At 61.4% G+C, this 16720-nt stretch carries 17 protein-coding genes and 1 pseudogene; 3 read left to right on the forward strand and 15 right to left on the reverse strand.

Annotation, left to right across the window (positions count from 1 at the left end; translation table 11 throughout):
• Nucleotides 1–797 (reverse strand): annotated as a pseudogene (locus FMM79_RS00350) (IS3 family transposase); the annotation flags it as partial.
• A gap of 62 nt (nt 798–859) precedes the next feature.
• Here FMM79_RS00350 and FMM79_RS00355 point away from each other — a divergent pair.
• The gene (locus FMM79_RS00355) at nt 860–1216 is read left to right on the forward strand and encodes a hypothetical protein (protein WP_148625105.1); all 357 of its coding nucleotides are present in this window, start codon (nt 860–862) and stop codon (nt 1214–1216) included.
• A 139-nt stretch (nt 1217–1355) separates the two neighbouring features.
• Here FMM79_RS00355 and paoC (FMM79_RS00360) read toward each other — a convergent pair whose 3' ends face one another.
• The 11 genes from paoC (FMM79_RS00360) to FMM79_RS00410 all read right to left on the reverse strand — a co-directional run bounded on the left by paoC (FMM79_RS00360) (nt 1356) and on the right by FMM79_RS00410 (nt 13484).
• The gene (gene paoC / locus FMM79_RS00360; protein WP_148625107.1) at nt 1356–3569 is read right to left on the reverse strand and encodes an aldehyde oxidoreductase molybdenum-binding subunit PaoC; all 2214 of its coding nucleotides are present in this window, start codon (nt 3567–3569) and stop codon (nt 1356–1358) included.
• Nucleotides 3566–4174 (reverse strand): cysteine hydrolase family protein, encoded by a 609-nt coding sequence (locus FMM79_RS00365; protein WP_148625127.1) that lies wholly within the window; start codon nt 4172–4174, stop codon nt 3566–3568. Before FMM79_RS00365 ends, paoC (FMM79_RS00360) begins: the two co-directional genes overlap by 4 nt.
• A gap of 50 nt (nt 4175–4224) precedes the next feature.
• Nucleotides 4225–6429: an aldehyde oxidoreductase molybdenum-binding subunit PaoC gene (gene paoC / locus FMM79_RS00370; RefSeq protein ID WP_148625109.1), complete on the reverse strand. Its 2205-nt coding sequence runs from the start codon at nt 6427–6429 to the stop codon at nt 4225–4227.
• A gap of 3 nt (nt 6430–6432) precedes the next feature.
• Entirely contained in the window at nt 6433–7383 is a 951-nt protein-coding gene (locus tag FMM79_RS00375) for a xanthine dehydrogenase family protein subunit M (protein WP_148625111.1), read from the reverse strand.
• Nucleotides 7380–8015: an aldehyde dehydrogenase iron-sulfur subunit PaoA gene (gene paoA / locus FMM79_RS00380; RefSeq protein WP_148625113.1), complete on the reverse strand. Its 636-nt coding sequence runs from the start codon at nt 8013–8015 to the stop codon at nt 7380–7382. The genes FMM79_RS00375 and paoA overlap by 4 nt, the downstream gene beginning before the upstream one ends.
• Before the next feature lie 89 nt (nt 8016–8104).
• On the reverse strand, nt 8105–9100 hold the full coding sequence (locus tag FMM79_RS00385; RefSeq protein WP_148625115.1) for an XdhC family protein: 996 nt from the start codon (nt 9098–9100) through the stop codon (nt 8105–8107).
• Nucleotides 9101–9202: 102 nt separating this feature from the next.
• Nucleotides 9203–10060 (reverse strand): aldo/keto reductase, encoded by an 858-nt coding sequence (locus tag FMM79_RS00390; protein WP_148625117.1) that lies wholly within the window; start codon nt 10058–10060, stop codon nt 9203–9205.
• A 17-nt stretch (nt 10061–10077) separates the two neighbouring features.
• Nucleotides 10078–10575, reverse strand: a complete 498-nt coding sequence (locus FMM79_RS00395) for a cupin domain-containing protein (RefSeq protein ID WP_240338877.1) — start codon at nt 10573–10575, stop codon at nt 10078–10080.
• Nucleotides 10572–11093 (reverse strand): cyclophilin-like fold protein, encoded by a 522-nt coding sequence (locus tag FMM79_RS21320; protein WP_162528397.1) that lies wholly within the window; start codon nt 11091–11093, stop codon nt 10572–10574. Before FMM79_RS21320 ends, FMM79_RS00395 begins: the two co-directional genes overlap by 4 nt.
• Before the next feature lie 73 nt (nt 11094–11166).
• Nucleotides 11167–12432, reverse strand: a complete 1266-nt coding sequence (locus FMM79_RS00405) for an MFS transporter (RefSeq protein WP_205466400.1) — start codon at nt 12430–12432, stop codon at nt 11167–11169.
• 104 nt (nt 12433–12536) lie between these two features.
• On the reverse strand, nt 12537–13484 hold the full coding sequence (locus tag FMM79_RS00410; protein WP_240338878.1) for a LysR substrate-binding domain-containing protein: 948 nt from the start codon (nt 13482–13484) through the stop codon (nt 12537–12539).
• 322 nt (nt 13485–13806) lie between these two features.
• Here FMM79_RS00410 and FMM79_RS00415 point away from each other — a divergent pair, with 322 nt between their 5' ends.
• Both FMM79_RS00415 and FMM79_RS00420 read left to right on the forward strand, forming a co-directional pair.
• Nucleotides 13807–13995 carry a hypothetical protein gene (locus FMM79_RS00415; RefSeq protein ID WP_148625120.1) on the forward strand — a complete coding sequence of 63 codons (189 nt, stop codon included), beginning with the start codon at nt 13807–13809 and terminating at the stop codon, nt 13993–13995.
• Between the two features lie 817 nt (nt 13996–14812).
• Nucleotides 14813–15091, forward strand: coding sequence for a hypothetical protein (locus FMM79_RS00420; protein ID WP_162528399.1), 279 nt, complete (start codon nt 14813–14815; stop codon nt 15089–15091).
• 216 nt (nt 15092–15307) lie between these two features.
• Here FMM79_RS00420 and FMM79_RS00425 read toward each other — a convergent pair whose 3' ends face one another.
• From FMM79_RS00425 to FMM79_RS00430, 3 genes are all read right to left on the reverse strand, one after another.
• On the reverse strand, nt 15308–15658 hold the full coding sequence (locus FMM79_RS00425; RefSeq protein ID WP_148625123.1) for a hypothetical protein: 351 nt from the start codon (nt 15656–15658) through the stop codon (nt 15308–15310).
• A 302-nt stretch (nt 15659–15960) separates the two neighbouring features.
• Nucleotides 15961–16158 carry a hypothetical protein gene (locus FMM79_RS21130; protein WP_162528400.1) on the reverse strand — a complete coding sequence of 66 codons (198 nt, stop codon included), beginning with the start codon at nt 16156–16158 and terminating at the stop codon, nt 15961–15963.
• Nucleotides 16159–16452: 294 nt separating this feature from the next.
• Nucleotides 16453–16720: integrase core domain-containing protein (locus tag FMM79_RS00430; protein WP_148625125.1), on the reverse strand; the 268-nt coding region annotated here is incomplete at its 5' end.

The following is a 16720-nucleotide window of genomic DNA, read 5'->3' on the forward strand; positions in this document are numbered from 1 at the left end:
TTCCTCGAGCGCTTCCACGCAGAAGTCGGCGTCCAGCGTAATCGAAATCCGGTGGCTGAGGACCTTGCGGCTGAACCAGTCGACGATAGCGACAAGATAGACGAAGCCCCGGGCCATGGGAATGTAGCTGATATCTGTCGCCCAGACCTGATTGGGCCTCACCATCGGAAGCTTGCGCAGGAGATAGGGGTAGATCTTGTGCCCTGGCGCCGGCCTGGAAGTGCTGGGACGGCGATAGACGGCCTCGATCGCCATCTTCTTCATCAGGCTCGCGACATGGCAGCGGCCGATCGTGATGCCCTCCTGACGAAGAAAGTCGCGCATCATCCGGCTGCCTGCGAACGGAAACTCCAGATGCAGCGCGTCGATGCAACGCATGATCGCAAGATCTTCGGACGAAACCGGCCGCGGCAGATAATAGACACTACCCCGGCTGATCCCCAGTTCCTTCGCTTGGCGCTTCACGGGCAAGGTATGCGAGCGGTCGATCATCGCCTTGCGCTCGGCAACAGACCTGCCTTGCCGAGCGCGCCTTCCAAAAAATCATTGGCCAACGTCAGCTCGCCGATCTTGGCGTGAAGCGTCTTCACGTCGACGGCCGGTTCGTCAGATGCCTTCTCCGAGCCGAACACGCCCGCCGCCCCTTCGAGCAACTGCGTGCGCCACGTCGTGATCTGGTTGGGATGCAGATCATAGTCGTGCGCCAGCTCTGCCAGCGTCTTCTCACCCTTGATCGCGGCAAGCGCCACCTTCGCCTTGAATGCCGGGCTGTGGTTGCGCCGGGCTCGTCTGCTCATTCTCTGCTCCTGTCTCGCAGCCCATCTGGCTGCTCTCAGGCAGAAAATCCAATTATCTCAGTGTGCAGATTCTCCAGGCCACCTCTGAAGTTTCGATTCGCGCCGATCTGCTCATTAATGGAACGAGCCGCAAGGGTGACGATCTGATCGGCGCAGCCGTTCTTCGGATGACGCAGAGCGGTGAAACTACCGAGAGCGCAATTTCTAGAAGGCGCGAGATGGGGCTTTATGTAGCGACTCTCGCAAAAGCTCATGTTGAGCAAAACCTTTCCAGTAACTTGCTAGCGGCTAACGCGCTGTGCATGTCGATTGATGTTCAACACGGCGAAGTATTCACAGCACCTACATCGATCACACGGCGGATGAACGATCTTACAAATGCGTGCCGTTTCATTGTCGCGCTTTGGCCGACCGCCTAAGCCGCTTGGCTAGCTAAGTATATAGGCCCCTAATAAATCGCCTGAAACGGCCCGACAAGAACCTTCAATAGAGCCTGTTTATTCGACGAAGACGCGTCCCTGATAAGGCGGTCTCGATCACACCCTCGCGCCGCCGATGTCAGGCAACTGCTGGAAGCTTCTCTAGATGTTTGTCGAGTGTGATCGGGTAGCTGCGTACGCGTACGCCCGTTGCGTTGTAAACCGCATTAGCGATCGCTGGCGCCACGCCCGACAGTCCCAGTTCGCCAACCCCCTTAGCCTTGAGCGGTGACATGGTCGCATCCACTTCATTTATGAAGTGAGCCTCCAGATGAGGAACGTCGGCGTGAACGGGCACCTCGTAGCCAGCCAGATCGTGATTAACGAAGAAACCGAAACGCGTGTCCACCGTCATTTCTTCCATCAACGCCGCTCCGATACCCATCGTCATGCCGCCGATCACCTGGCTGCGCGCCGTGGTGGGGTTGAGGATCCTCCCGGCCCCGCAGACCGCAAGCATACGCCGGATGCGGATCGCGCCGGTATAGGCGTCAACAGCCACCTCCGCAAAATGCGCGCCGACGGTCTGTTGCGCGTATTGCTTTGCGAGGTCACCAAATTCCATGGCGTCCTCAGCGACGATCTCGCCCTCCTTGGCGGCATCGACGAGCGGAACTGAACGTCCTCCAGACATGACGCGCCCGTCCGCGAAAGCGACATCTGCCTCGTTGAAGCCTACCCGCTGCGCCACCATGCCGCGCAGCTTGGCGCAGGCGGCGTAGACCGCAGCCGTCGCCGACGCCGCGCCAGCCTGGCCGCCTGATCCGGGTGTTTCTGGGAAAGTCGAATCCCCTAACTTGGCGGTCACGCTGTCGAGGGGTACGCCCATCATCTCAGCGGCGGTCTGCGCCACGATCGTGTAACTGCCCTGGCCGATGTCAGTCATGTCCGTTTCAACTATGATACGGCCATCCGTACCGAGACGGACGCGCGCTCCGGCGCTCATGATCGGCGCGCCGCGGATCGCGCCGGCCATTCCCATGCCAACCAGCCACTTGCCCTCACGCCGGCCGCCGGGCTTGGCGATCCGGGACTGCCAGCCGAACCGCTCCGCGCCTTCTTGCAGGCACTGTACGAAAGGCCGTGTCGAGAAGCGACGTTCTGGCTTTGAGGGATCAACCTGCGTGTCGTTGGCGATGCGAAGCTCGACCGGATCCATGCCGAGCTTCTCGGCCAATTCGTCCATCGCAATTTCCAGGGCCATCATTCCGGGCGCTTCGCCCGGCGCCCGCATCGCGCTCCCTTCCGCAAGGTCCAGCGTGGCAAGATAGCGTCGCAGCAGCCGGTTTTCGCCTGCATACATCAACTGCGTCGGCAGGGTGCACGGCTCGGTCCGTCCCCCGCGCAAGTTACCCGACCAGCTATCATGTCCGATCGCGACGAGGCGACCATCCTCGCGCGCGCCCAGCCTGATCCGCTGGATCGTCTTGGGCCTGTGAATGGTGTTGTTAAACATCAAGGGGCGATGCAGCACCACCTTGACAGCACGGCCCGAGACCCGCGCAGCAATCGCCGCCAACGCCAGATCGCTTTGCGTCGTGCCCTTGCCACCGAACCCGCCGCCGATGAAGGCGGAATGCAACCGAATTTTTTCCTTTGGCGTCCCGATGATAAGGCCGAGGTCGCGACACCCCCAGTTCATCGCCTGAATCGCCGTCCAGCAGGTCAGCTGGTCACCGTCCCAGCGCGCGATGGTCGCATGGGGTTCCATCATCGCGTGAGCCTGGTCGGGGACAGTATAAGTCTGATCGACCTTGACCGGCGCTTTCGCGAATGTCGCCTCGAAGTCTCCGATCCTCTGGTTGGTCGAGCCACCGAACGGTTCGTCCGGCGCGATCGGGGTGGACGGCTTTTGCGCGGCGAGATCGAACTGTCCCTCGTCGTCGCGCCCGTAAGTCACGCGGATCAAGCCAGCTGCGGCCCGGGCCTGTTCGAAAGTATCGGCAACGACGACGGCAACCGCCTGATGATAATGATCAACCATTGGACCGGCGAGGATGCGCTGGGCGTAGAACTCGCCGATCCCGATCGGGCCGGAATTCTCGTGCGTGACTACCGCATGCACGCCCGGGGCGGCGAGCGCGGCCGCCGTATCGATCCGCTCGATCTGCCCCTTGCCGATCGCCGCGCCAAGGATATAGCCATGCGCCACATCGGGGGCGACCTCGTGATGCTCTGCAGCATAGCGCGCGGTCCCGGTGGCCTTGAGCTGTCCCTCAACCCTTGAATGCGCGCGACCGACGACTTTCAGCTGATCGATCGGTGTTTTGCCTGCCGGTTTGTCGAACTTCATTCGGACATCTCCAGTTCGGCCAGGAATTGATTGTGAGCCATCGGGCGCGAGAACATCGGGAAGTTTTTGGTGAGCGCGGCCTGCTGCTCCTCATGGCTGAGCGTTGCCATGCAGTCCGTCAGGGTAACCACGCGGAACCCGCGCTCATATGCAGACCGCATCGTGGATTCGACGCAGCAATTTGTCAGGAACCCGGCGATCGCCAGATCGGTGATGCCCCTCTGGCGCAGGATGAAGTCGATGTTCGTGCTTGCGAAACAGTCCAGCCCGCGCTTGCCCTCAATCACGATATCGGCGTCCACGGGGGCCATCGCGTCGGCGATGGCCGCACCCCAGCTGCCCTTGCGGAAGGCCTGCGCCTGCTTGATGCCGGCCAGGATACCATAAGGATCGGAGGACATCTCGGGATAGCCCGGCGCGAAGCTGATCGGCGCATGCATTACGGTAACGCCCAGAGCGCGCGCCTGCCCGGCGACGGTCTTGCTATGCGCCAGCATGTCGGTGTCGGCCATCACGCCTTTCACCGCTTCGTGCTGGGCGCCACCTTCGCTTACGAAATCATTCTGGTACTCGATGAGCAACAGCGCGGTGTGTTCGGCTATCATGCTCTTGTCTCCCATTCGCTCCGGTTCCCAGTCGGCTACGCCGCCAAGGCTCACGCCACGGGCGGCAGCCGATCGATATGCTTGTCGAGGGTCAGCGGATAATCGCGAAGGCGAACGCCGGTAGCGTTGTACATCGCGTTCGCAACCGCTGCGCCTACGCCGCACAGGCCAAGTTCACCGATGCCCTTGGCCTTCATCGGATTGGCCTTGTCGTCAGCCTCTTCGAGGAAGATCACATCCTGGTGGGGAATGTCGGCATGGACGGGCACCTCGTAACCGGCCAGGTCGTGATTGACAAAGAAGCCGAAGCGCCTGTCGACCGCCAGTTCCTCCATCAGCGCGCTGCCCACGCCCATCGTCATCGCGCCGATCACCTGGCTGCGTGCCGACATAGGGTTGATGATGCGTCCTGCCGCGCAGACCGCCAGCATGCGGCGCAGGCGGGTGGCACCTGTATAGACGTCCACGCCAAGCTCGACGAAGTGCGCGCCGAAAGTGGACAGCTGCCAGCTCTTGTCGAGATCGCCGTATTCGATCTTGTCCTCGGCTACGAGTTCGCCAGCCGAAGCCGCCTGGCGAAGGTCGGCCGAACGACCGCCGCTTGTGACCTTGCCCCCGTCGAAGACGGTATCGGCCGAATTGTAGCCAAGGCGTTGGGACACTGCCTCGCGGAGCCTGACGCAGGCGGCGTAGACGCCAGCGGTTGCGTTGGCGGCCCCGAACTGACCGCCCGACCCGGCAGACACCGGGAAATCGGAGCTGCCGAGCTTGACGACCACCGCATCGACCGGAACGCCCATCATTTCGGCCGCGGTCTGGGCGATGATGGTGTAGCTGCCGGTGCCGATGTCGGTCATGTCGGTCTCGACGGTTACGATGCCGTCCCGGCCGAGCCGTACCCGCGCGGCCGAGGTCATGTTCATGTGGTTGCGAAAGGCAGAGGCAACGCCCATGCCGACCAACCATCTGCCGTCGCGAACCCGGCCAGGGGTGGCATTGCGGCGCGACCAGCCGAACCGCTGCGCGCCTTCGGTCAGGCACCGAACCAACTGGCGCTGGGAGAATTGCCGATCGGGCATTTCGGGATCGACCTGCGTATCGTTTTTCACGCGAAAAGCGATCGGGTCCATGCCGAGCTTTTCGGCCATCTCGTCCATCGCGATTTCCAGCGCCATCAAGCCGGGCGCTTCCCCCGGCGCGCGCATCGCATTGCCCTCCGGCAAGTCGAGAACCGCCAGCCGCATCGAGGTAAGGCGATGGGCTCCGGCATAGAGGAGGCGCGTCTGGAGGACAGCCGCCTCCGGACCACCGTTCGGCTGATCCCCCGAACCGCTTTCATGCGCGATCGCAGTGATCGTGCCGTCGGTCGTTGCGCCGATACGGATACGCTGGCGCGTGGCCGGCCGATGGGTGGTGTTGTTGGCAATGAAGGGCCTGGCCATCGCCAGCTTGACCGGGCGGCCTGCTGCTCTTGCGCCCAGCGCCGCCAGAACCGCATCGCTGCGCAGGAAAAGCTTGCCGCCGAATCCACCGCCGACATAGGGCGAAAGCAGGGTGACCTTGTCCTTGGGCATGTTGAGCGTGGTGGCAAGGTCGGTACGCCCCCAATCGATCATCTGGTTCGACGTCCACACTTTCAACGCATCACCGTCCCACGCCGCGATCGACGCGAACGGTTCCATCATCGCATGGCTGTGATCAGGAGTGGTATATTCGGCATCGATTTTGACCGGCGCGGCGGCGAAAGCGGTTTCGAACGTCCCCACACGGTCCTCGCCCTTGCCGGGCTTGTCCGCATTGGTGAGAGGAGCATTAGTCAAGGCGGCGTCGAGATCGAACCGTCCCGCCGTGCGCGCATAGTCCACCCGGACGAGCCCGGCGGCGGCGCGAGCCTGTTCGAAGGTCTCGGCAACGACCACGGCGACGGCCTGATGATAGTGATCAACTTCGGGGCCGGCCAACAACTTGACGGTGTTGTACTTGCCCTTGCCGAGCTTGCCCGCGTCCGACGCGGACACGATCGCAATCACGCCTGGTGCCGCCTTCGCAGCCCTCGTATCGATAGCGTTAATACGCCCTTTGGCCACAGCGGCGCCGACGACATAGCCATAAGCTGCATCCGCGAAATCATCGTGTTCATAGGCGTAAGGCGCTTGGCCGGTCGCCTTTAACGGTCCGTCGATACGGGTCTGCGCACGACCGACGACTTTCATCCGGTCAATCGGATTGCCAGTGGCGGGTGTCTCGAACTTCATGGTCTATGCCTTAGCTTCGGCGAGGACCGAGGCCAGGGCCCTGGTGGCAAGCGGCAATTTGAAGGCGTTGTCCTTCGTCGGCGTCGCGCCCTGAAACGCGCGTGCTGTCACGGCGGCCGCACCACGGGGCAAGAGAGCCTCCGCCGCTTCGATACGCCAGGGTCGTGGTGCCACGCCGCCGAAGGCGACCCGGCCGTTGCCGTCGGGCTGGATTACGGCGGCGACGGATACGAGCGCAAAGGCATAGGACGCGCGATCGCGCACCTTTTCGTAGAAGTGCTTGCCGCCCAGTGGCTTGGGCAGTGTAACCGCGGTAATGAGTTCTCCCGGCTTCAGCACAGTGTCCTGCTCGGGCGTGTCGCCCCACAGGCGATAGAAATCGGCGATCGGGATCGCGCGCGAGGCGCCGTCCCCATCGACCGTCTCGATCACGGCATCGAGCAGGCGCATGGCGACCGCCATGTCTCCGGGGAAGGTCGCGATACACTTGTCGCTGACGCCGATAACCCCAAGCTGACGGGAATAGCCGCCGATCGCGGCACAACCAGAACCGGGCTTGCGCTTATTGCATGGCATGTTGGTGTCATAGAAATACGAGCACCGCGTGCGTTGCAGCAAATTGCCTGCGGTCGAGGCTTTGTTGCGCAATTGCCCGCTCGCACCCGCGACGATGGCGCGGGTCAGGACGCCATAGTCGCGCCTGACCCGCGCATCGGCGGCGAGGTCGGTGTTGCTGACAAGAGCGCCGATCCTCAGGCCGCCGCCCGCAATCGGTGTGATCTTGTCGAATTCCAGATCTTGCAGGTCGACGAGATGCGTCGGCGTTTCGACTTCGATCTTCATTAAATCGAGCAGATTGGTACCGCCGGCGATGAATTTTGCGCCCGGGCGACCGGCGACGATGCGCGCGGCGGATGCAGCATCCTTGGCCCGCTCGTAAGTGAAGGCTCTCATGCCTTGGCTCCCACTACATCCGCCATGGCTTCGGCGATGTTGGAATAAGCGCCGCAGCGGCAGATATTGCCGCTCATCCGCTCGCGCATCTCAATGTTGGTTGCGGTGGGCTTGGCGTTCAGATCGGCCTGCACATGGCTGGGAATACCACGTTTGATCTCGTCAAGCACCGCAACAGCAGAGCAGATCTGCCCCGGCGTGCAATAGCCACATTGGTAGCCGTCGTGCTTCACGAAGGCGGCCTGCATAGGGTGAAGCTTGTCCGGTGTGCCGAGACCCTCGATTGTGGTGATGTCGTCACCTTCGTGCATGAGAGCCAAGCTTAGGCATGAGTTGATCCGCTGGCCCTCGACGATCACCGTGCAGGCGCCGCACTGACCGTGATCGCAGCCCTTCTTTGTCCCGGTGAGGTGCAGATGCTCTCTGAGTGCATCCAGAAGGGTCGTCCGCGGATCGAGTGAAAGTTCGCGCGGCTCGCCGTTCACTGTGAATGAAAGCGGCATCGGCGATACGGCGGGCGCCGCCATTTCTGGGCCATCCCCATTATCCGCCAATGCGGGAACGGAAGACGCGACTGCAACCGCCGTGGTTCCAACGATCACCCCGCGCCTTGAAATCTCGACATTGTTCATAGAGCTTCCTTTCTCGCACTTGACGTCGTCGGCTCTCGGAAATTTGCCTGTGCCTCAGCCCATAACATTCGTACCCGACGAAAGACCATTCATCCAGGCTCAATGCAGTCATGAGCAGTGCTCACGATCAGGCGGTTGCGCTCGTCGGCGGATCGATAGGCCTCGGCGATCTGCGCCATGACCGAGACCGCAAGCGTCATTGGATCGCGCGTCGCGGGAATGAGGCCGACTGGACCGAGGATTCGCGACAGATCATGCGGCAAGGCACCGGCGGCGAGGAGTCTGCGACAACGTTCGGCGTGGGTCTTTCTGCTGCCCTTTGCGCCAATGAAGAATGGCTCCTGCCGGAGAGCCTCCATCAGGAGAGCGGTTTCCCAATCATGGTCGTGGAACAGCGCGACGATCGCGGTCCAGGCATCGGCCCGCAAGCTATCAGCCTTCCCGACGATGTGCAGGACATCTGCGTTGATCCCCCGAATACGTGCGGCTTCTACCTGATCGACCTGCGGGCTCAACAAACGGCATTCCGCGCCAAAGGCGATCGCGATATCGAGCAAGGCCATCGGTTCGGCGCCATGACCGAGCACAACGATGCGCAACGCAGGATCGTGGCGCAACTGAAAGCTGGTGCCATCCCAACCGGTCGTCGCCGCCGGGCCGGCAGGCGCTGTTTCGACCTTTCCGTCGAGCGACAGCCGCAGCAGGATCGGCCGCCGCGCGGAAAGCAGCGCCAAAGCCTTCTCGATCGCGACGGGATTGGGGTTTGGCGTAAACAGCAGGTCGATTCCACCGCCGCAGGGCAGACGGATATCGATATAGCGCGATCCTTCACCGAACCGGACGCAGCGCGCCACGCCAGTCGCAAGTGCTTCGATGGCTTCGCTGATGACCGCCGCCTCCACGCACCCGCCGGAGAAGGAGCCGGCATGGCTGCCATCCACCGCCACGGCCATCAGCGTTCCCGGAGCTCGCGCCCCGCTGCCGCTGACATCGGTCAACGTGACGAGAACAGATGGCAGGCGGCGTCTGTTGCAGTCATCGAGGAACGCGAAGATCTTGCTTCGATCATGCATCGGGATGTGCATCCGTGATATCCACGGCGCAGGACGATCGGCGGCGCAGCTCCGCGCGGCCGCCGATGCGTTCTGGGCCGATGCGTTCTGGAAAGTGACGGATGAAGATCGGCTTCATTGGGCGAATACGGGAAAGCTGCTAGCCTCGCCATAGTCCGTGGCCCGTTCGGCCTTCACGAGCGCGGCCATGTCCGCTTCGGAAATGACGAAATCAACAGCGGCGTTGTCGCTCATATGCGCAGCACTCGTGGCCTTCGGGAGAGGAAGCAGTCCAAGCTCCAGGCAATAGCGAATACAGAGTTGCGCGATGCTCACGCCGTAGCGCTTCGCCATCGCGTCGAGGCCCTGATTGTTGAGCACGGCGCCGTGCGCGATGGGTGCATAGGCCTCGACCAGCACGCCCTTGTTCCTGCAATGGTCGATCAGGTCGAACGGCGTATTGCCGACATGCGCCAGGACCTGGTTGACCATCGGCTTCACGCCCGCGTTGTCGAGGATGTTGTCGATATCAGTACGCTCGAAATTTGAAACGCCGATCGCCCGGATCTTGCCGGCCGCGTACGCCTCCTCAAGTGCGCGCCAGGCCTCGAGGTTCCCCTCGAAGAAATGCTCGCCCTTGCGAAACTGTGACCAGGGCTGCGGACTGTGGATGAGCATGAGGTCGATATGGTCGACCGCCAGTGCCTTGAGCGAACCATCGATCCGCGCCCTCGCATCGGCGAAGCTTTTGCTCTCGGCGGCAAGCTTGGTGGTCAGGAAGATATCATCGCGGGAAATGCCGCTGGCGCGCAGTCCTTGGCCCACGCCGTGCTCGTTCCCGTAGGCCTGGGCTGTATCGATGTGGCGATAGCCGATCTTGATCGCACGAAGGACGAGGTCGCAGGCTGCATCATCATCGACCAGCCATGTGCCCAGTCCCAGCTTGGGTATCGTTACGCTGCCCGGGAGGGCATAGCTATCTTGTAGGATCATGACGATTGCCTCCGCTTTCAGTCCTTCGTCACCGGCGCGAGATATTCCTCGTCAGTGACCTTCTCCATCCATGTCACCGGTGTGCCGCCGATCGACTCCTGAATGGCGATATGGGTCATGGCTTCGTGCGGAGTGGCGCCGTGCCAATGCTTGTGTTCGGCCGGGCACCACAGGATGTCGCCTGCATGGAACTCGTATTTCGGACCGCCTTCGACCTGCGTCCAGCCCACGCCTTCGGTGACGATCAGGGTCTGGCCTGCGGGATGCGTGTGCCACGCCGTCCGCGCGCCCGGCTCGAAATGGACGATCGCGCCGCCGACCCGCGACGGATCGGGACGCTGGAACTGGCCCGTGATCGTAACCCTGCCGGTGAAGTTCTCGGACGGCCCATCGACGGTCTTCATGTCGGCTTTTCGTGCGATTTCCATGTCGGATTTCCCTTCATTTTCAGCGAGTGCGGGGGTGCCTGCGACCAACAGTGTCAGTGCGGCCAGCGGACTGGTCAGTCGTTTCATCGATTCGTTCCTTTCGCACCGGATGAAAGGCGCTCTATGCGCACCGGCCCGTCGTGCTGCGCCAGCACCGCCGTGTTTCCATTGAGATGGCCAAGTCGGACGAGGCCCGGCGAATATCCGAAGTCGCGATAGTAGATCGCTAGGTTGCCCCAAGGGGCGTAATAGGCGATGTCGCCGATGACGGGATCCGCGCCGTCCGCCGCGCCCTCGATCGACAGACGCTGCGGAAGATCGGCGATTTTTTCAGTGCGGTTATGATCGCGAAGTGTCACTTCGAGCGGCAGCAGAGCCGCGAAATCGCGCCCTGCCGCGCTGGGTTCCAGTTCGCCCGTTACAACGTGACGGTCGACCAGTATCTGGATTGTTATCGGCTGCTCCACGACGGGCTCCTGCTGGCTGGTTTGCTGAGACGGTACGCTGGCGCTGGACGCCGGGTTGCCGCAAGCGACGACAAGCAGGACGATGGCGAAAAGCGGCAGCGAGCGGCACCGGGCAATCTTCCCTGCATCGAACCTCATGGTCGACGCTCCTCGGTGCGGTCGAAAATGCACGCGGCCGGCGGCGGATAGGACTGAAAGTCTGCCGACATCGCTAAACGTCCGTCGCTGCGGGCTGCGGCTTCAACATCCTGCGGCCATCACCAATCACCAGCAGCGCCGCTCCTGCCAGGAGCACACTCCCCACGAACGTTGCCTGTATCGAGATGGCATCGAGCAGCAACCCGCCGACGACTGCCCCCAGCAGGATCGAGGCTTGAACTGCGGCGACCATGAGACTGCCGGCCGCTTCGGGGGCATCATCGACGTTCTGCGACATCCAGGTCATCCAGATGACCGAAAACAGGGTATTCATTGCGCCCCAGATCGCGACAAAGAGACCCGCTGCAACGGGCGAATAGGCAAACAGGAGCAGGCCCGCCGTCGCCCCGCCCATGACCATCGCCGGCATCTTCAGCAGCGGCGCGACATTGCCCTTGATGAACCGTCCTGCTGCCCAGGTGCCGATAAAACCGGCACAGCCAAGGATCAGCAGCAACACGGAAAGCAGAGTGATGTCTGCGCCGGTGACCTTCTCGAGAAAAGGACGCAGGTAGGTGAACATCGTGTAGGCCGAGCCCCACGACAACATGCAGGCCATCAACCCGCGTCGGAAATAGGACCGCTTCACAAGGGCGATCATCGACCGGAAATCCTGCCGCTGCTGCGTGGGCAGCGAAGGCAGCGCGATCATGTGCCAGACCAGGTTGAGAGCTACGATCGGCGTCAGCGCCCAGAAAACCGCGCGCCACCCGAACATCGCGCCCAAATAGCTGCCGATCGGCGCGGCAAAGGCGGCTGCGATGGCCTGCCCGCCATACATGAGCGCAAGCGCCTTCGGCACGTCGCCTGACGGAACCAGCCGCATGATGATCGCTGTCGCCAGCGCCCAGAAACCGCCGATGCATATCCCAAGCAAGGCCCGGCCGATCATCAGCACAGCGAAGCTGGGCGCGGATGCCACGAGCGCAAGCGAGGCCAGCATCAAGCCGGTAATCGTCACTAGTACCCATTTTCGATTGAGCCTGCCTGCGGCCGTCGTGATCAGCAGGCTGGTCGCCACCGCGAACAAGCCACTGATTGAAATGGCCTGCCCGGTCTGGCCTTCGCTCGCATTCAGGCCCTGCGCCATCGGTGTCAGCAGACTGACCGGCATGAACTCGGATGCAATCAGCATTGCGACGCATAGCGACATGGACAACACCGCTCCCCAATTGCCGGCCTGCGCGGCGCGGCACCGCGCGTTGGTCTGCAGATCGTCGATTTGCGTGTGGGCAGCACTGGCGTTCATCATCCGGTCCCTGTTCAGAACAAGCTCCATGGGTTGCTCGCGATGAACAGATGATAAGGACGGCCGCAGGCCGCTGTTACCCGCACTTACTTTCACGCCATGATGAAGTCAGCTCATCAATAGCCTTGTCATATTTACATGCCGAGCGGGTGCATTTCCCGGATTAGATCGATAAGCAAGCGCAAGCCGGTGGGCAGTTGTCGCCGTCCGGAATAGTAGACGTGAAACCCTGGCCCCATCGAGGCCCAGTCCTCCAGCACGACACGCAGCTCCCCGCGCTCGATAAGCCCGGCAACGCAGGGTTCGGGCAGGTAAGCAAGTGCTGTGCCGCCCGTTGCCAACGTGATGGCGAACTGTGTGTCATCTATTGTGATGGGGCCGGGAACGTCGATCGCTTGGCTCTCTCCCTCGCCGTCCAGTTCCCAGTGATAGATGCTGTCGTCGCCAAGGCGAATGCGCAGACAGCGGTGCGAGAGCAGGTCGCGCGGATGTTGCGGGACGCTGTAGCGCTCCAGATAGGCAGGCGCTCCGACGACGACCCAGCGGATGTCCGCGGAAAGCCGCTGGGCGATCATCTCTTCGGGCACGGTGCCGCCATAGCGGATGCCGGCGTCGGCGCCCGCGGCGATCACGTCGACCAAATGGTTCGAAACCACAACCTCGATCTCGATGCCAGGATAACGCTCCACGAACACCGGCATAACCGGCCCCAGCAACAACGAGCTTGCATGTTCGAGCACATTCAGCCGGATTCGTCCCGCCGGCTCGTCGCGATAACGGTTGAGGGCGTCGACGGCCGCACCGATGGCATCGAAAGGCGCGTTGATCGCCGCTTGCAGTTCTTCGCCGGCGGCCGTCAGCGTGACGCTGCGATTGGTCCGGTTGAGCAGGCGCACCCCGAGACGGGTTTCAAGCCCCTTCAGAGAATGGCTGAGCGCAGAAGCGCTGACACCCAATTCCAGCCCTGCCCGCCGGAAATTACGATGCTTGGCGAGAGCAAGAAAGTAGTTGATGTCGGCGAGGTCGGTCCGGCTAATCTGCATTATCAAACGATGCGGCCTCGGAAGTGCTTTGGCAACCATGTTGAACCTGTCTCATCGACACGCCTTGCCTGAGCGATATCGAACGGTACGAAAGCGCCGGGACAGCCAGTCAAGCACCTACCAGCCTCCTCTCTTTCGCGCTGCCGCACTAGATCGGCAAACGTTTTATGTCAGCTGTTTGACCAAAACCTGTCGTAATCGGCGTCGTCGGGGAAGGACAGGAATGTCCCAGACCACGCCATAGCTGAAGGTCCGCAGCTTAGCGCTGGAAAGCTGGAGTCGAACGGCAAGGATGGGCGCGCAGCGGAATTTCGGCACACGCCTCGTTGCAGATACTGCGGGTCTAGGAGATAATAGATTGATGACGCGCCTGCTGAAGCTCATTCCGACGTGGACTTTCGGAATCTTCGCCGCCATCGCGGGTTTTGGAGTTTCTGAATTTTTTCAGAAATTTGAGATCGCAAAGCGGCCATCCGATGGCATTGGGGTAGCCGTTGCTGTCGCAATGATCTTTCTACTATATCGTTTTGCCAACCGCACTTCGCGTTAGAACGCAATCGTCCGCTCACCACCCATCTCCGACATGGAGCGGCGCGCAGCCGCACCCCGAAACCGGAACGGCAGGATTGCACGATTTTAATCCGAACGCTGCCTAACCGGACACGCCGACACTGCGGTCATTGAGCCGCAGGTTGTCCACGCTTTCTTGGCGCGAACCGCATGGCGAGGACCGCTGCAGAAGAGACTGCGCAGGACAAGCCAACTGCATCGAGCATAGGGGTGCCGAGAAGCAAAAACCAGCTTCCGCAAACTAGTAATGGTCCGATCAAGCAAAAGATCAGAATGTGTTCGGACAGCCACGCCCCCGCTTTCCAAATAGAAAGGCCAAGGACAACCATCCATGGAATTGAAAATAAGCCGCCAATAAGCAGCGCCGCAAATACGCTGCTTGTCATGTCAGCTACATCTCGAGACCCGTAGAGGCTGACAACAGAAAGACCTATGATGTGCGCCAAGCCGGACTGGCAGAAGAGAGTTTGACGCGACGTTGAGTGTTCCATTTGACAAGCCTTATCAGAGCGAGATGGATTCGAGCAACGTCCGCTTGCCACCCATCCCGGCGGCTTGCCGATCGGCTCGACAAGCCTAACCGGATAGACGGCTTCCTGACCCGCCAGATCAGCTTTCGAGCGACCGACAAGGGCGCCTGGCCGACCTGCAAGCCCTTGAAGCCGGGCCCATGCCGTCAAAAAATTTGGCTTGAAACCGGCCCAGCGGCATACGCCCCTGTGAGGACATTCGAGTGGCTTGCTGAATTACGCGAAAGCGGCCAAAATCAAGCACACGGTTTGCCGAAGGTAGGTGAGATGAAAGCAGCATTCTGGCGGTTCGCGCATGCACACTATCACAACAAATCGTTATCGAAACTGGCAGACCTCGCAGCACTGATTTGGGGGCTGTTTTTCGTTCTCGTTTATGGCGCAGCGTTGCTCTCGGGATGGTGGCCGACCATGTCAGAAGCGCTGGCAGGTATCAGCCTCATTGGCGTGCCGCTGACGTTCGGTATCGCACATCGCCGTATCCGACTTGAAGCATCTAAAGGACCGTTCGCCCTTTATCGGAAGAGGGTGGAAGCAAATCGTTAGGTCCGCTTACGCGTGTCACGATACTCGAAGCGGCTATTCCTCTTCCCACCCATCTTTGCTGCTGGCGAACCCGGCGGTCATGGGATACCGGACTGGCGGGTTCTGAGGTCGGCCAATCAAGCCAAGAAGGACCGACAAGGGCGCGTAGCGGAATTTCGGCACACGCCCCATTATCGCCGGTCATCTTTCTGCAGGCCGGTCCCGGGAGCGGACATTTCAGGCCGACCAGCAGCCGAGTGGCGATCCGAAAATGCCAGGTGCGCCAAGGTTTTCCACGTCAGCCCCCGAAAAGCACATGAACCTGTCGTTCTCGGACTGATAGATGAGCCAGTATCCCTCGGAATGAGCCACGCACTGCCCGGTGATGGTGTCACCAACATTCGCATCTGGGATTCCGGGCTCGTCAACCGTGGCGGTCACAAGGAACGGGGCGCAGACTGCCTCGCGTAGCGCCCGCTCCAAATCCCCAATGTAGCTTTCGGCATCTTGTCCCGCACCGACATATACGTCGCTAACATCAGACATTTGCGCGTCGAGGCGCGCTAACGGATCGAACGAAGTCATCATCGCCTCCTGCAAGACACGACGCTATCCACGATGTCCGCTTCGCACGCAATGCAAAGCCAAAGCCGCCCTTCCACTTCCCACCCCTTCGCGCCGCTCGTGAACCAGCTCGGCGAGGGAAAGCGGTCGGTCCGCTGCCAAGCGCGCCGAATCGGCCTTCCAACGACCGACTAGGGCGCACAAGCCTGCCGAACCGCACGGGCGATTCTGACCGATTGCGGACTGGCAGTCCTTCCTTCACAAGGCGCTCAAGCAGACAAGCGATTGGAAGCTTGGCCAGAGCGCACTTTCTCTTCTGCCGCCCCCTAGCTGAAGACTTGCTTGCGCTTCGTTGCCGCTTCGAAGGTGCGCTTCTCAAGGCCGCCTGCCAACTTGTTCATGCGTTTGGCCATGCGCCACACCGAGTCCAGCAAAGCGAGCCGGTCAAGGTTCGGTTTGTGCAGCAACAAAAGGAAGGTGGCTTCGACCATTCCAAGTGCAGTTGCCGTGAGAGGTTCGACCATCCCCGAATTGCTCGGACCTACGAGCAACACACTTTGCTCAGACTCGCATGTAGCTAGCAACTCATCAAACATGCGATGGTTGAAGTGGATGTGCTGAGACGCATATTCATATATACCGCCCTCGGCCTCGTGGCCGCACTTTGCGGCAATAGAAGTGGCTCGGTTTGTCTGAACAGCCTTTGACGTTTGATAAGTGGATCGTCTGCGGTTTGGTTGTTCAAGCTGGCGCCTGCGGGGCGTCATGGAGGTCGGGCGTAGCCCGGCCGGAGTGACGCCCCGCAAGTCGCGGCCAATTCACGCTGCCACGGCCTGTGGCAGATTGTCAAAGTAGGTTTGATCGGGCGTACGTCCGCCGAGGCTCGAGTGAGGTCTCCGGGCGTTGTAGAAGCCCAGGTATCGGCCGATCGAACTGCGCGCTTCGCTGACGCATGCGTAGGCGTGCAGGTAGACTTCCTCGTACTTCACCGAGCGCCACAGCCGCTCGACCACGACATTGTCGCGCCAGGCGCCGCGGCCGTCCATGCTGATGGCGATACCCTCGCGCCGCAGCACGCCGGTGAAG

The organism is Novosphingobium sp. BW1 (assembly GCF_008107685.1).
Lineage (GTDB): Bacteria > Pseudomonadota > Alphaproteobacteria > Sphingomonadales > Sphingomonadaceae > Novosphingobium.

Excerpts from the sequence above, each read along its gene's own strand:
- FMM79_RS00410 (WP_240338878.1), bottom strand. The coding sequence starts at position 13,484 with ATGGTTGCCAAAGCACTTCCGAGGCCGCATCGTTTGATAATGCAGATT.
- paoA (WP_148625113.1), bottom strand. The coding sequence starts at position 8,015 with ATGAACAATGTCGAGATTTCAAGGCGCGGGGTGATCGTTGGAACCACG.
- FMM79_RS00415 (WP_148625120.1), top strand. The coding sequence starts at position 13,807 with ATGACGCGCCTGCTGAAGCTCATTCCGACGTGGACTTTCGGAATCTTC.
- FMM79_RS00405 (WP_205466400.1), bottom strand. The coding sequence starts at position 12,432 with ATGGAGCTTGTTCTGAACAGGGACCGGATGATGAACGCCAGTGCTGCC.
- FMM79_RS00390 (WP_148625117.1), bottom strand. The coding sequence starts at position 10,060 with ATGATCCTACAAGATAGCTATGCCCTCCCGGGCAGCGTAACGATACCC.
- FMM79_RS00365 (WP_148625127.1), bottom strand. The coding sequence starts at position 4,174 with ATGATAGCCGAACACACCGCGCTGTTGCTCATCGAGTACCAGAATGAT.
- FMM79_RS21130 (WP_162528400.1), bottom strand. The coding sequence starts at position 16,158 with ATGGTCGAACCTCTCACGGCAACTGCACTTGGAATGGTCGAAGCCACC.
- FMM79_RS00425 (WP_148625123.1), bottom strand. The coding sequence starts at position 15,658 with ATGATGACTTCGTTCGATCCGTTAGCGCGCCTCGACGCGCAAATGTCT.
- paoC (WP_148625107.1), bottom strand. The coding sequence starts at position 3,569 with ATGAAGTTCGACAAACCGGCAGGCAAAACACCGATCGATCAGCTGAAA.
- FMM79_RS00395 (WP_240338877.1), bottom strand. The coding sequence starts at position 10,575 with ATGAAACGACTGACCAGTCCGCTGGCCGCACTGACACTGTTGGTCGCA.
- FMM79_RS21320 (WP_162528397.1), bottom strand. The coding sequence starts at position 11,093 with ATGAGGTTCGATGCAGGGAAGATTGCCCGGTGCCGCTCGCTGCCGCTT.
- FMM79_RS00375 (WP_148625111.1), bottom strand. The coding sequence starts at position 7,383 with ATGAGAGCCTTCACTTACGAGCGGGCCAAGGATGCTGCATCCGCCGCG.
- FMM79_RS00385 (WP_148625115.1), bottom strand. The coding sequence starts at position 9,100 with ATGCACATCCCGATGCATGATCGAAGCAAGATCTTCGCGTTCCTCGAT.
- FMM79_RS00420 (WP_162528399.1), top strand. The coding sequence starts at position 14,813 with ATGAAAGCAGCATTCTGGCGGTTCGCGCATGCACACTATCACAACAAA.
- paoC (WP_148625109.1), bottom strand. The coding sequence starts at position 6,429 with ATGAAGTTCGAGACACCCGCCACTGGCAATCCGATTGACCGGATGAAA.